The sequence below is a fragment of the Lysobacter sp. Soil_N_51 genome, assembly GCF_057655755.1.
In genome coordinates, this window is sequence record NZ_JBDGLR010000008.1 from 88,888 (window position 1) to 102,354 (window position 13,467).

Below are 13,467 nucleotides of genomic sequence, written 5' to 3' on the forward strand. Positions count from 1 at the left end.
GCCGCCTGCGGCGTCCCACCCATGACGTCCTCTCCGAGCGCCCGCTCCGCCCGCCCATGCCCGCCCACGAGCTCGACACCGCCCTGCGCGAACACCTGCCGTCGTTGCGGCGTTTCGCGCGTTGGCTCGCGCGCGACCCGCACGCGGCCGACGACTTGGTCCAGGCCGCGCTGGAGCGCGCGATCACCCGCTGGCACAGCCGCCACGACGATCAGACGCTGCGGCCGTGGCTGTTCGCGATCGTCTACCGCCAGTTCCTCGATGCGCAGCGGCGTTCGCAGCGCTATGCGGGTCTGTTGTCGCGCTTGGGCTTGGCCAGCAACGAGCATCAGCCCTCGGCCGAACGCGAGTTCGTCGCGCGCTCGGCATTGGAGGCGATGCAACGTCTGCCGGTCGAGCAGCGCAGCCTGCTGCTGTGGGTCTCGGTGGAAGGGCTGAGCTATCAGGAAGTCGCCGACATTCTCGAGGTGCCGATCGGCACGGTGATGTCGCGGCTGTCGCGCGCGCGTCAGGCGCTGCGCCGGCTCAGCGAAGGCGAGACGCCGGGGCCGGCGTTGAGGTTGTTGAAATGAAGTTATGCAGTGAAGTTGTTCGAATGAACCCGATCCATCGTTTCCCATCGCACCGTGCGAGCGCCATCGAATGAACATTCCCAGCGAACACGATCTGCATGCTTACGTCGACGGACGCCTCGACGCCGCGCGCCGCGCCGAAGTCGAGGCCTGGCTCGCGCGTCATCCCGAATCGGCCGAGGAATTGCGCGCATGGCAGCGCGATGCGCAGCAACTGCGCGCCGCGCTGGCCGGCGAGGCTTTGCACGCGCAGCCCGAACTCGACCCCGCGCGCGTGCGCCGCGGCCTGACCCGCAAGCGCAACGCGCGTTACGCGATGGCCGCGGCGATCGTGCTGAGCATCGGCGTGGGCGGCCTCGGCGGCTGGCAGGCGCGGGTGTGGTCGCAGTCGGACGACGCGTCGTCGTTGCAGGCGCAGGCGCGAGCGCTGCCGATGGCCGATGCGATCGCCGCCCATCGCTTGTTCGCGGTGCGTCACGATCTGCGCCTTGATCGCACGGACGGTACGGGCGACCTGCAGACGTGGCTCGACGCCAATTTCCGCGCGCCCATGCGGCTGCCCGATCTGAGCGCGGCCGGCTTCCGTCCGTCGGGGGTGCGGATGCTGTCGACTGAACAGGGCGCGGCGGCGCTGGTGGTGTATGCCGACCCGTCCGGTAACGCGATCAGCTTCTACATCCGGCCGCCCGGGCCGCGCCGCCATCTCCTGCCGCGCGGCGACCGTCGCGACGGCGATCTGTTCGCGCAATACTGGTCGCGCGGCGACTACAACTATGCGATGGTGAGCCGTGGTGATTCGGCGAACGTCGTCAGGCGTGCGCTGGCAGGCGCGATCTGATCGCGCACGGTTCGATTTCGAGGAAAACGGTCATGACGGCGGTTTCGAAGGAAACGCAGCAGGCGCACGACGGGTTCGCCGATTTTCTGCGCTCGTTGGCCGAGGGCTCGGCGACGCAACAGGACTGGCGGCGCCACGCCATCTCGCACAATGCCGATGCGGCGCTGGAAACGGCGCGGATGGAACTGGTCAAGGTGTCGCTGACCGATTCGCGCATGCCGACCGATTCGGCGAAGGTCCGCGACGCCGCGAGCGAGATCATTCGGCGGCTGGATATCTGAGCGAAGCGTCGAGGCGGGTAGCGGTTCCGCGCGAGGCGTTGGGGCCGACGGGTGTTTTCGAGGTTTTTTGATTCGCAGCTTAGCGTATTGCGATGCCATGCGATCGGGTTAGCGTCAATTGACCCGGTCCGGCTCGGTTTCCGCGTTCGGGTGGCTTCATCGGCACGACTTGACGCGCGTGGCTCGACAGCGCGATTTCGTCAGGCGTGCGTCAAAAGCAAATCGCCCCCCTGCCCCCTTTTTCAGAGGGGGAAAAGCACGACAGGATTTGTCGAAGTCGAAGTCGAAGTCGAAGTCGGGCGCGAAGCGACCGAAGCGACGCGACCTGAAACATCCCTGCTGGGGATTCCCAACTTTGAAAAAGAGGGGGCAGGGGGATTTGCTCTTGCCTTGCCCCTGAGATCATAAAAAACCCCGCTTTCGCGGGGCTTTTTATTGCAACCGACCAACCCTCAAGCCGCCTGCACGATCCGCAGCGGATTGCGGTATTCCTTGATCAGCTCCGCCTCGCGCGCCTTGGCCTTGTGCAGGTGCTCTTCCTTGACGTGGCCGTAGCCGCGGATGTGCTCGGGGATGCCGGCGATCTCGGCGGCCAGGTCGACGTTGCCGCCGTCCAGGGTCGGCAACAGGTCGCTGATGGTCTGCTCGTAGTCGGCGATCAGCTGGCGCTCCATCTTGCGTTCTTCGGTGTAGCCGAAGATGTCGAAGGTGCCGCCGCGCAGCTTGCGCAGTTTCGCCAGCCACTTGAACGCGGTGAACACCCACGGGCCGAATTCCTGCTTGATCAGGCGACCCTGCGCGTCCTTCTTGGCCAGCAGCGGCGGGGCGAGGTGGAACTTGAGCTTGTAGTCGCCTTCGAACTGCTGCTCCAGCTTGCGCTGGAAATCGCCGCTGGTGTACAGGCGCGCGACTTCGTACTCGTCCTTGTAGGCCATGAGCTTGAAGAAGTAACGCGCGACCGCTTCGGCCAGATCGGTCGAACCCGGCGCCTTGGCCTGTTCGGCGCTGCGCACCTTGGCGACGAAGTCCGAATAGCGCTTGGCGTAGGCGGCGTCCTGATACTCGGTCAGGAAGGCGACGCGGCGCGCGATCAGCTCATCGAGCGAACGCGACAGGCGCAGATCGTCGAGCGGCAGGAACGCGACGTTGTCGCCGTCGGCCTGCGCGGGCACGTGGCGCAGTTCGTCTTCGTTGCGGGTCGCGCGCGGCGCCGAGGTGGCGCCCCATTCGTTGCCTTCCCACTCGCCCGGCGCCAGATGCGGCAGGGCGTGCGGGGTGGCTTCGGCCGCGGTCGGCACCTTGCGGGTCACGCCGGCGGCTTCGGCCACCGACTGCGGATCGATCGCGGCCAGGCGGCCCCAGGCGAACGCGGTCTTGTTCATTTCGATCGCCGCGCCGTTGAGTTCGACCGCGCGCATCAGCGCATCGAAGGTGATCGGCACCAGCGCGCGCTGCCAGGCGTAGCCCAGGATGAACAGATTGGTCGCGATCGCATCGCCGAGCAGCGCGGTGGCGAGTTGGGTCGCGTCGACGATCAGCGGATCCTGTCCGCCGAGCGCCTGCTTGATCGCGGCGACGATGTCGGTCGCCGGGAACTGCATGTCCGGACGGGTGGTGAAGGTGCCCGGCATCGCTTCGTAGCTGTTGAGCACGACCTGGCTGCGGCCGGCGCGCACCTTCGACAGCGCCCAGTAATCGTTGACCACGACCATGTCGCAACCGAGCACGAGGTCGGCTTCGCCCGCGGCGATGCGCACCGCGTGGATGTCGGCCGGGGTCTTGGCGATGCGGATATGCGTGGTGACCGCGCCGCCCTTCTGCGCCAGACCGGTCTGGTCGAGCACGCTCGCGCCCTTGCCTTCCAGGTGGCCCGCCATGCCGAGCAGCGCGCCGATGGTGACCACGCCGGTGCCGCCGACGCCGGTGATCAGGATATTCCACGGCGTGTCGAGCGACGGCAGCGTCGGCATCGGCAGATCGGCGAGGCGATCCTTGGCCGAACCCTTCTTCTTGCGCACGCCGCCGCCTTCGACGGTGACGAAGCTCGGGCAGAACCCGTTCACGCAGGAATAGTCTTTATTGCAATTGGACTGATCGATCTCGCGCTTGCGGCCGAACTCGGTTTCCTTCGGCAGCACCGACACGCAGAACGATTTCTTGCCGCAGTCGCCGCAGCCTTCGCACACCAGCGTGTTGACCATGACCCGCTTCTGCGGATCGACCATCTTGCCGCGCTTGCGGCGGCGGCGCTTCTCGGTCGCGCAGGTCTGATCGAAGATCAGCACGCTGGTGCCCTTCACTTCGCGCAGGCGCTTTTGCACCGCGTCGAGTTCGGAGCGGTCGTGGAACTCCATGTCGCTCGGGAAGATTTCGCGCTTGTGCCACTTGCCGATGTCGTCCGACAGCAACACGATCGTGTGCACGCCTTCCGAACGCACCTGATGCGCGATCTGCGGCACCGACAAGGTCCCGTCGACCGGCTGACCGCCGGTCATCGCGACCGCGTCGTTGTAGAGAATCTTGTAGGTGATGTTGACGCCGGTCGCGACCGACTGGCGGATCGCCAGCGAACCGCTGTGGAAATAGGTACCGTCGCCGAGGTTCTGGAACACGTGCTGGGTTTCGGTGAATGCCGCCTGCCCCGACCAGGTCACGCCTTCGCCGCCCATGTGGGTGAAGGTGTTGGTGTCGCGATCCATCCACGTCACCATGTAATGGCAACCGATGCCGCCGAGCGCGCGCGAGCCTTCCGGCACCACGGTCGAGGTGTTGTGCGGGCAGCCCGAGCAGTAATGCGGCACGCGCGGGAACGCGGCGCGCGGCAGGGCGAGTTCGCTTTCCTTCTCTTCCATCCAGCGCAGCACCTCACGCATGTGCTCGCTGTCGTGGAAGCGCTGGATGCGGCGCGCGATCACGCCGGCGATGCGCGCCGGGGTCAGTTCGCCGGTCGACGGCAAAATCCACTCGCCGCTTTCGTCGTACTTGCCGACGATCGACGGACGCCGCTCGCCGTCCCAGTTGTACATCGACTCCTTCATCTGGCTTTCGATGAAGGCGTGCTTCTCCTCGACCACCAGAATGTCGTCGAGACCGCGCGCGAACGCGCGCAGGCCGACCGGTTCCAGCGGCCAGGTCATGCCGACCTTGTACACGCGGATGCCCAGGTCCGAGCACGCGCGCTGATCCAGGCCGAGGTATTCGAGCGCCTGCAGCACGTCGAGGTAGCTCTTGCCGGTGGTGATGATGCCCAGCCGCGCGTTCGGCGAATCGATGACGATGCGGTCGATCTTGTTGGCCCGCGCGAACGCCTGCGCGGCCTTGACCGCGTACTGGTGCAGGCGCATTTCCTGGTCCATCGGCGGATCGGGCCAACGGATGCTCAGGCCGCCCGGCGGCAGAACAAAATCGTCCGGGGTGATGATGTTGAGCGCGAGCGGATTGACGTCCACGGACGCGGACGATTCGACCGTCTCGGCGATGGTCTTGAAGCCGACCCAGCGGCCGGTGTAACGCGACATGGCCCAGCCGATCAGGCCCATGTCGAGGATGTCCTGCACGCCGGCCGGATTGAGGATCGGCATCATCGCGCTGGTGAACTCGCCTTCCGAACCGTGCGGCAGGGTCGAGGAGCGGCAGGCGTGATCGTCGGCGGCCAGCGCCAGCACACCGCCGTACTTGCTGGTGCCGGCGGCGTTGGCGTGCTTGAGCACGTCGCCGGTGCGGTCCACGCCCGGGCCCTTGCCGTACCACATGCCGTACACGCCTTCGACCTTGGCGCCGGGGAACAGGTTGGTCTGCTGGGTGCCCCAGACCATGGTCGCGCCCAGGTCTTCGTTGAGGCCGGGGGTGAATTTCACCCCGGCCGCTTCCAGGTGCTTGCGCGCGCGCCACAGCTCCAGGTCGAACCCGCCCAGCGGCGAGCCGCGGTAGCCGGAGATGAAGCCGGCCGTGTTCAGGCCGGCGGCCTGGTCGCGCAGGCGCTGCATCAGCGGCAGGCGCACCAGCGCCTGCACGCCGGACAGGTAGATGCGGCCCTCCTGACGGGTGTACTTATGCTCGAGGCCGTAGTCCGGATCGAGGACACTGTTGGTCAGGGCGGTATTCGCCGACGAGGGCGAGCTGAGTTCTGCGGTGCTGGTCATGGCGGGCTCTCGCGGCGGTGCCGCGGGTTGGCTGGCGGGGGCGTTCGGCGGACGGTGCAGCGACGGGCCGGGCCGGCGGTGGCGCGCCGGGGACCGAGCAAAGACTCGGAATTATAGCAATCGCGGGGATTGGGGCCGAAAGGCGGAGCGGGTGTGCCGGGACGGGGGCGGGTTCTGGCTGTGGCCGCCAGTGACGTGCGCTACCGTGTGGTCCGAAAGCGCGTGGTTCGAAACCCTGCGGCGGTTTGGTCGTAACAGGGCGGCGCGGCGAGCGCATTCCACCCCATTTAGGCAAAGGCCGGCGGCGCGTGGCGATCGCGACGGTTGTCGAGGTTTTCAATGCGGTGTTGGCGTGGGATCGCGCGTCGTCGGAGCGGTAGCCCGCGACGCGGCGAGGCAGGCGTTTTGCCGGTTCGACGTGGCCGAGCCTCGTCCGTAGCCGTCGCCTGATTCGAGCAGGCAGGGTCCCACCCGATCCGGGTCGAGACCTGCCGGCTTCGATGGACCGCTCCGGCGCTTCCGCCGCCGCCGTCTAACCGATCGAGCGCGCTCCATGCGACGGCGCATCCGCTTGTACCGCCTGTTGGGTGTCGGGCGCCTGCGCTACCTGCTGCTGCTCCTGGCGATCGACGGCGGCCACCGCCTGCCGGCGCATCTCCTGACCCGCGGGCAGGTTGCGCGCCGCGTCCAGAGCGCCGCGGTCGCCGGTCATCAATCCATGGATCAGCGCGTTCGGGTCGTCGGCGGCCGACGCGGTGCGTGGGCCGGTCGGCGCGCGACCCTCGACGGGCGCCGGCGGTTCCAGTGCGCTGCGGCGATCGGGCAAGTGATCCCTGGACGGCGCCGGCGAGCGCGAGCCGCCGCCGAACGGGAAGGTCAGATCGAAGCCGATATAGCCCTGCGGCCGGCCGTCGGTCACCGAACCGCCCGCGCGCACGCTGAACGGGCTGTCGGGCATCCGATAGCGGAAGTCCGCGCCGGCGGTGAACGAATCGCGTCCGGTCAGATCGCGTTCGAACCGGGCCTGACCGTTCGCGGTGAGGCCCGGCGCGAGGGTGGCCGAAACAGTGGGGCCGTAGCTGTGCGCATCGCCCGGCCCGACCGAGCCGGCCACGCCCAGGCGCAGCCAGTCGTTGGTGCCCAGCGGTGCGTTGGCGGCGGCTTCGATCCGCGTGCCCTGCGGACTGAGCACGACCGCGCCGTTGAGATTGAAGCCGTGCGCCCCGCCGGCGTAGGCGCCGTTGAAGCGGGTGGTGTCGGTCGCGCCGTTGTAGTTCACGCCGGCGCTGAGCGAGGTCCCGCCGCCGAGGTCGCGCGCGGCGCCCAGCGATGCGTTGGCCCCGGCCGGCGACTGCGAATACTGCGCGGTCCACTGGTTCACGCCGAGCTGCAGGCTGCCGAAGCCGGTATAGGTCTGGGTCTGCAGGTTGCCGGCCACGCCCAGCGACAGGGTATCGACGCCGTTGGTCTGGCTGCCGGCGGCCACGAAGCCGTTCTGGTTGCCGCCAATGGCCAGGTTGAAAGGGCCGGTGCTCGCACCCGCGTACCCCGACACCACGCCGTTGCGCGGATCGGTGAGGGTGGCGCCGATCGAGGTCACGCTGCCGTCCGGGCCGGTGATCGTCTGCCGCTGAAAGTGACCGAGCAGCGGGGTGTTGCCCGACCAGGTGATGCCCGATCCTTCCGACCGCCCGGGCAGGGTGACCGGCGCGGTCAATCCGGCCGCTCCCAGGCCCGGGCCGAGCACGCTCAGCGGGTCTTGCGAGGGCGGGATGCGGAACCCCGGCACCGTGCCCGGTGGCGACCCCGGTGGCAGCGGCCACGGCCCGGTCGCGGACATGTCCGGCCACTGCGGCTGCGGTAATGGAATGCCGAACGGCTGCAGGCGCACGTCCGGCGGCGGCGGGGTCGGCGAACCGCTCTGCGGCGGTGTCTGTCCATTGCCAGGACCGGTGGGCTCACCCATCGTGCATCTCCATTTGCTAGACCGTTTGCGTACTGTGCTACCAGTGGCGCCGGCGGGTATAAAAGTTCCGTGAAATGATCGGATTTTCTGGACGAAAGGCGACCCGGCCGGCTAGTTCGCCACGCCGCCGCGCCTGTTTCCGCGGCGTCTGGTTCGATCGACGCGCAGCAAGCCGACCCAAGGACCTAGCGCACGTGGCGAAGAATCTGCACTGCTGGCGATGCAAGACCTTGATCCCGATGCTCGACGAGCGCGAATGGGCGTTGATGTCGCCCGCGTTGACCAAGACCATCGAGGACATCCAGGCCTATCGCAGGCAGACCGGCGCGAGCCTGGCGGATTGTCCGCCGCAGACCTCCGCATGCCGTCTGTATGCGCGCCTGACTGGATTCGTCGAGACCCAGCCCAACGCGATATGGCATCACCGCGCCGTCGACTGCGGCCCGTTCTGCCGACACTGCCGATTCCCGCTGCGCACGCCGCGCGCGAGCTTCTGCGCCGGCTGCGGAACACCGGTGCAACCAGCATCGGCCGAGGATGAGGGGGATAGCGCATCGTGGTCGGTCGAACACGGCGTCGACGCGCGCGTGTTCGGCCCAAGCCGGCACCAGGTGCTGGCGGTGCTGAGCCAGGCGCTCGGCCCGCTGATCGCGCAGACGCGCGACTCGGGCGATCCCCACACCTACCTCTGCGCCGACGCGCATGTGTCGTTGATCGCGCTGGACGGCGAGCAGATCGGCGTGAGCGTGTATCGCTCCGAACATTGGGCCACGTCGGCGGATTTTGGCCGTTTTCTGGCCGAAGCGCTGGCTTGCAGGGTGTATTGCGATGTGGGTGATGCGACGCCAGCGGATAGTAGCGAGTACAGGTTGCTGGAGATCGAAGGTGGGCAGGAGCGCTGGGTGATGCCGGTGGCGGACTCGGACTCGCAGGCATGAGCGCGGCGACGCCTTCGATCATGCGCACTGCGCGATGCGGTTTGCTCGCGATGCTGCTGTGCCTGTGCACGATCAGCGCGGTCGCGGCATCCGGGCGGGGCGCCGATCTTCCCTCGGGTTGGCGCCTGCCCACCGATGACGAATTGAGCGATCCGCTGCGCGACGATTCGCGCTCGCGCCATGCCGAAGTCCGCGCCGACTTCAACGGCGATGGCGTGAACGATCTCGGCCGGATGCTCAAATCGCGTGCCGGCGGCGAAGCCTTGTGGGTGCGACTGTCGCAAGCGCGGCAAGGCGCGGTCTGGATCAAGCTCGACGAAATCCCCCGGCCTTCGGGACGCGGCAGGTCGAACCTGATCATGGCCATCGACACCGTCAAGTCGGGACTGATCGCCTACGCCTGTTTCGACACGGCGCCCGATTGCAACTTCGGTGCCGATGCGCAGCGTCCGAAGCTGCGACTGGCCGATGCGAGCTTGCTGTACTTCAGGCCCGAAAGCGCCGCTTCGCTGTTTTTCTGGAGCAACAAGCATCGCAAGTTCATGCGGGTCTGGCTCAGCGATTGATCCGCATCGGCGTGCGGGGCCGCACTCGCACCCGCCAAGCACAGACAGGTGCCGCGGCGGCGAAGCGCCGATACTGAGGAACCGACGCGCTACGCGAGCCGTCGCCGTTTCATTCGCTGCGGATCATTCGCGCCAGGCTGGGGAGCCGTCATGAACTTGAGTCGTTCGATCGCATTCGCATTCGCGTTGTCGTTGTGCATGTCCGTGGCCGTCGGAGCGACCGAGCCAGCCAAATCCACGGACGTGCCGGCCGCGGCCAAGGCGCCAAACAAATCGTCGTTCCTGGCCTACGAACAATCCTTGCTGGCCTTCACCCATGCCGACGTGGTCGACGGCACCGGCGCGCCGATCCGGCGCGATCAGACCTTGTTGATCGAGGATGGAAAAATCCGCGCCTTGGGCGCGAGCGGACGTGTTGCGATCCCGAAAGACGCAACCGTGATCGACGCGCGCGGCAAGACCTTGTTGCCGGGTCTGGTGATGATGCACGAGCACATGTTCTATCCGACCGGGCACGGCAATTATTCGGAGATGGTCTATAGCTTTCCGGCGCTGTACCTGGCCGGCGGCGTGACCACCCTGCGCACCGCTGGCGCGATGCTGCCGTACGCCGACCTCAACATGCGCGCGCAGATTCAGGCCGGCGCGATCGCCGGGCCGGACATGGACGTGACCGCGCCGCTGCTCAACGGCCCCGGGCTGGCGGTGCTGGCGGTCAAGGTCGTCAACGGCGCGGACGACGCCGAACGCGCGGTGAGTTACTGGGCCGACGAGGGCGTGGATTCGTACAAGGCCTACATGCACATTCGCCGCGATGAGTTGCAACGCATCGTCGAAGTCGCGCATCGGCGGTCGCGCAAGGTCACCGCGCATCTGTGTTCGGTGACCTTCGCCGAAGCCTCGGCGATGGGCATCGACAATCTGGAACACGGCTTCGCGTTTGCGTCGGATTTCGTGACCGACAAACAGGCCGATACCTGCCCCGCGTCGATCACCCGCTCGCTCGCCGATCTCGACGTCGACGCGCCGCGGATGCGCGAGTTGATCGATCTGCTGGTCGCGCGCAAGGTCGCGATCACCTCGACTCTGCCGGTGTTCGAGACCCTGGTGGCGCGGCGGCCCAAGGTGCCCGAGGCGGCGCTGTCGCTGCTGTTGCCGGAAGTGCGCGAGCAGTACGAAGCGGGCTGGGCATCGATGCAGGCCAAGCCGGCCGATTGGGAATGGGCGCGGTTGTTTCCCAAGCTCGGCCAGTGGGAGAAGCGCTTCGTCGATGCCGGTGGTCTGTTGCTGGCCGGCACCGATCCGACCGGTTACGGCGGAGTGATTCCGGGTTATGCGAGCAAGCGCCAGATCCAGCTGATGGTCGAAGCGGGATTTTCGTTCGAACAGGCGGTGCGGGTGGCCAGCTTGAACGGCGCGCGCTATCTGGGTCGCGATGCGAGCATCGGCAGCCTGGAAGTGGGCAAGCGCGCCGACGTTGTGATGATCGATGGCGATCCGACTCGCGATGCGAGCGCGATCGAGCGGATGCCGTTGGTGTTCAAGGAAGGAAAAGGCTACAAAACCGAGGCGATCTTCGAGGCGATGAAGGGGAAGGTGGGGTTGCATTGAGCTTGCGCCGATGACTTGAGCGAAAAGCGAATCCCACAGCCCCCTTTTCCAAAGGGAGGAACAGCAAAAGCGGTCGCTTCATGGTTCGGCAGTTTGCGATCGCGATGTCGGTATTTCGTACGGACAAGCGCGTTGGTTTGCCCCCTTTGGAAAAGGGGGCGAGCGCACGGCGTCTATTGGGTAGCGAGATGACGTTTGTGGCGCGGGGGATTCGCTTTTTGCTGGGATGGCGTTGCGATTTGAGCGAAAAGCAAATCCCCCCTGCCGCCCTTTTGCAAAGGGGGGGACAGCACGGGCGGGTGTTGCAACGCGGCAGGTTTGAACGAGCGCGAAGATTTGAACGATTGCGTGGCGCTCAACGCAAGCCAGCGATCCAGCTATCCGTCACCCGCAACCCATCGTCCAGCGCCACCAGATCGGCGCGATACCCCGGCGCGATGCGCCCAAGTTCATGGCCCAGGCCGATGAAGTCGGCCGGGTAGGTCGACGCCATGCGGCAGGCTTCGTCCAGCGGCAGGCCGAGCCGCTGCACGGTGTTGCGCACCGCGGTCGCCATGTCGAGCGCGGAGCCGGCGAGGGTGCCGTCGGCGGTGGTGCATTTGCCGTTGCGGCAGGTCATGGTCTGGCCGTACAGCACGAAGTCTTCGTGCTCGCCGCCGACCGGCGGCATCGCGTCGGTGACCAGGATGATCTTGCCGCGTGGCTTGGCCGCGATGGCGATACGCAACGAGGCGTCGTGGACGTGTTCGCCGTCGACGATCACCCCGCACCAGGCATTCGGATCTTCGATGCAGGCGCCCACACCGCCGGGTTCGCGACTGCCGAGCGGAGTCATCGCGTTGAACAGGTGGGTCACACCGCTGACGCCATGGGCGAACGCGTCGCGCAGGCGGTCGTAATCGGCGGCGGTGTGGCCGGCGCTGAGCACCACGCCGCGCGCGGCCAGTGCTTCGAGGGTAGCGTTGTCGAAACGTTCCGGCGCCAGGGTCAGCAGGGTCTTGCCGACTTCGAGCGAGGCGATCTGATCGAGTTCGGCCTCGCTGGGCGTGTGGAACTTGTCGGGGTTGTGCACGCCCTTGCGCGCGGCGGCCAGGTACGGGCCTTCCAGGTGAATGCCGAGAATGCCGGGCACGTCCTGCGCGATCGCCTCGCGCACCGCGTCGATCGCGCGCAGCATCACCGACACGTCGTCGCTGATCAGGGTCGGCAGCAGGCCGGTGGTGCCGAACTTGCGATGCGCGGCGGCGATGCGGCGCAGGCCGTCGACATCGGGCGCATCGTTGAACAACACATCGCCGCCGCCGTTGACCTGGGTGTCGATGAAGCCGGGCGCGAGGTACTGGCCGCGCAGATCCACGACCTCGACGCCCTTCGGCGCCGGCCCGGGCAACACCGCGACGATATGCCCGTCCTCGACGATGACGCTCAGATCCGATTCGAACCCGCGTTCGCTCAGAATGCGGCCGTTGACGAAGGCGAGGGCGCCGGCAGTGACGGACATGGCGATGCGTTCCTCAGACCGTCTCGGTGACTTTGTTGAGATGCGGCGGCAGGTCGGGGTTGTAGCCGCGCGCGACCGCGAGCGCGTTGACCGCCTGGTAGAAGCTCGCCACGGTGATCAGCGGGGTCATCGCCGGATGCGAGGAGCGCGCGAGCGGCAAGGCGTCGCCGCCGTGGATGCCCGGCGCGGCCAGCCACACCGGCGCCCCGCGCGCGCGGAACTCGCGCGCGACCGCGACCGTGCCGTCGCCGGTGCCGTCGTCCTGGGCGAAGGCGAGCACCGGGAAACCGGGGCCGACGATCGCCATCGGCCCGTGCTTGACCTCGGCGCTGCTGAAGGCCTCGGCGTGCAGGCCGCAGGTTTCCTTGAACTTGAGCGCGGCTTCCTGCGCCGCGCCCAGGCCGAGGCCGCGGCCGATCACGAACAGATTGCGCGCTTCTGTCAGGCCCTCGACCAGCGGCGACCAATCCTGCTTCGCCGCTTCGCGCAGCGCATCAGGCAAGGCATGCACGGCGTTGAACAGCGCCGCGTCGTTGCTCCAGCGCGCGGTCAGTTGCAGCAGCGCGGCCAGCGAACACAGATAACTCTTGGTCGCCGCGACGCTGGTTTCCGGGCCGGCGTGCAGGCCCAGCACGGTGTCGGCCAGTTGCGCCAACGGCGAGTCGGTTACGTTGACCAGCGCGACCACGTAGGCGCCGGCGGCCTTGGCGATCTCGGCATTGCGCAGCAGGTCGGGGCTTTTGCCCGACTGCGAGATCGCCACGAACAGCGCGCCTTCCAGCTTGGGCCGGATCGCATACACCGAACCGACCGAGGGCGAGGCCGAGGCGGTGACCAAACCCAACTGCGTTTCGAACAAGTATTTGCCGTAGGTCGCGGCGTGATCGGAACTGCCGCGCGCGCAGGTCACGATGAAGCGCGGCGGTTGTTTTTGCAGGCGTTGCGTCAGCTCGTCGACGCTGTCGGCGTTGGCGGCGAATTGGCGCGCGACCGCGTCGCCGGCTTCGTGCGCCTCGGCGTACATGCGCGTGCTCGTCGGGTCCAGCAGGGTG

The 13,467-nt window shown here is 67.3% G+C and carries 10 protein-coding genes; 6 read left to right on the plus strand and 4 right to left on the minus strand.

Annotated features, from left to right (window positions below; translation table 11 throughout):
* Positions 1 to 56: 56 nt before the first annotated feature.
* From AC3A4T_RS16450 to AC3A4T_RS16460, 3 genes are all read left to right on the plus strand, one after another.
* Positions 57 to 572 carry an RNA polymerase sigma factor gene (locus AC3A4T_RS16450; protein WP_487676350.1) on the plus strand — a complete coding sequence of 172 codons (516 nt, stop codon included), beginning with the start codon at positions 57 to 59 and terminating at the stop codon, positions 570 to 572.
* A gap of 70 nt (positions 573 to 642) precedes the next feature.
* Positions 643 to 1,410 (plus strand): anti-sigma factor family protein, encoded by a 768-nt coding sequence (locus AC3A4T_RS16455; RefSeq protein WP_487676351.1) that lies wholly within the window; start codon positions 643 to 645, stop codon positions 1,408 to 1,410.
* Between the two features lie 32 nt (positions 1,411 to 1,442).
* Positions 1,443 to 1,691 (plus strand): hypothetical protein, encoded by a 249-nt coding sequence (locus AC3A4T_RS16460; RefSeq protein WP_487676352.1) that lies wholly within the window; start codon positions 1,443 to 1,445, stop codon positions 1,689 to 1,691.
* Positions 1,692 to 2,143: 452 nt separating this feature from the next.
* Here AC3A4T_RS16460 and AC3A4T_RS16465 read toward each other — a convergent pair whose 3' ends face one another.
* Both AC3A4T_RS16465 and AC3A4T_RS16470 read right to left on the minus strand, forming a co-directional pair.
* Positions 2,144 to 5,833: an indolepyruvate ferredoxin oxidoreductase family protein gene (locus AC3A4T_RS16465; protein ID WP_487676353.1), complete on the minus strand. Its 3,690-nt coding sequence runs from the start codon at positions 5,831 to 5,833 to the stop codon at positions 2,144 to 2,146.
* A 532-nt stretch (positions 5,834 to 6,365) separates the two neighbouring features.
* Positions 6,366 to 7,799, minus strand: a complete 1,434-nt coding sequence (locus tag AC3A4T_RS16470; protein WP_487676354.1) for a hypothetical protein — start codon at positions 7,797 to 7,799, stop codon at positions 6,366 to 6,368.
* 239 nt (positions 7,800 to 8,038) lie between these two features.
* On the opposite strand from AC3A4T_RS16470, the gene AC3A4T_RS16475 reads away from it, so the two are divergent.
* From AC3A4T_RS16475 to AC3A4T_RS16485, 3 genes are all read left to right on the plus strand, one after another.
* Positions 8,039 to 8,737, plus strand: coding sequence for a hypothetical protein (locus AC3A4T_RS16475; protein ID WP_487676355.1), 699 nt, complete (start codon positions 8,039 to 8,041; stop codon positions 8,735 to 8,737).
* 20 nt (positions 8,738 to 8,757) lie between these two features.
* Positions 8,758 to 9,303 carry a hypothetical protein gene (locus AC3A4T_RS16480; RefSeq protein ID WP_487676356.1) on the plus strand — a complete coding sequence of 182 codons (546 nt, stop codon included), beginning with the start codon at positions 8,758 to 8,760 and terminating at the stop codon, positions 9,301 to 9,303.
* Positions 9,304 to 9,453: 150 nt separating this feature from the next.
* Positions 9,454 to 10,914: an amidohydrolase family protein gene (locus tag AC3A4T_RS16485; protein ID WP_487676357.1), complete on the plus strand. Its 1,461-nt coding sequence runs from the start codon at positions 9,454 to 9,456 to the stop codon at positions 10,912 to 10,914.
* A 355-nt stretch (positions 10,915 to 11,269) separates the two neighbouring features.
* Here AC3A4T_RS16485 and nagA read toward each other — a convergent pair whose 3' ends face one another.
* Together nagA and AC3A4T_RS16495 are read right to left on the minus strand one after the other, a co-directional pair.
* Positions 11,270 to 12,415 (minus strand): N-acetylglucosamine-6-phosphate deacetylase, encoded by a 1,146-nt coding sequence (gene nagA / locus AC3A4T_RS16490; RefSeq protein ID WP_487676358.1) that lies wholly within the window; start codon positions 12,413 to 12,415, stop codon positions 11,270 to 11,272.
* A 13-nt stretch (positions 12,416 to 12,428) separates the two neighbouring features.
* Positions 12,429 to 13,439 (minus strand): SIS domain-containing protein, encoded by a 1,011-nt coding sequence (locus tag AC3A4T_RS16495; RefSeq protein ID WP_487676570.1) that lies wholly within the window; start codon positions 13,437 to 13,439, stop codon positions 12,429 to 12,431.
* Positions 13,440 to 13,467 lie beyond the last annotated feature (28 nt).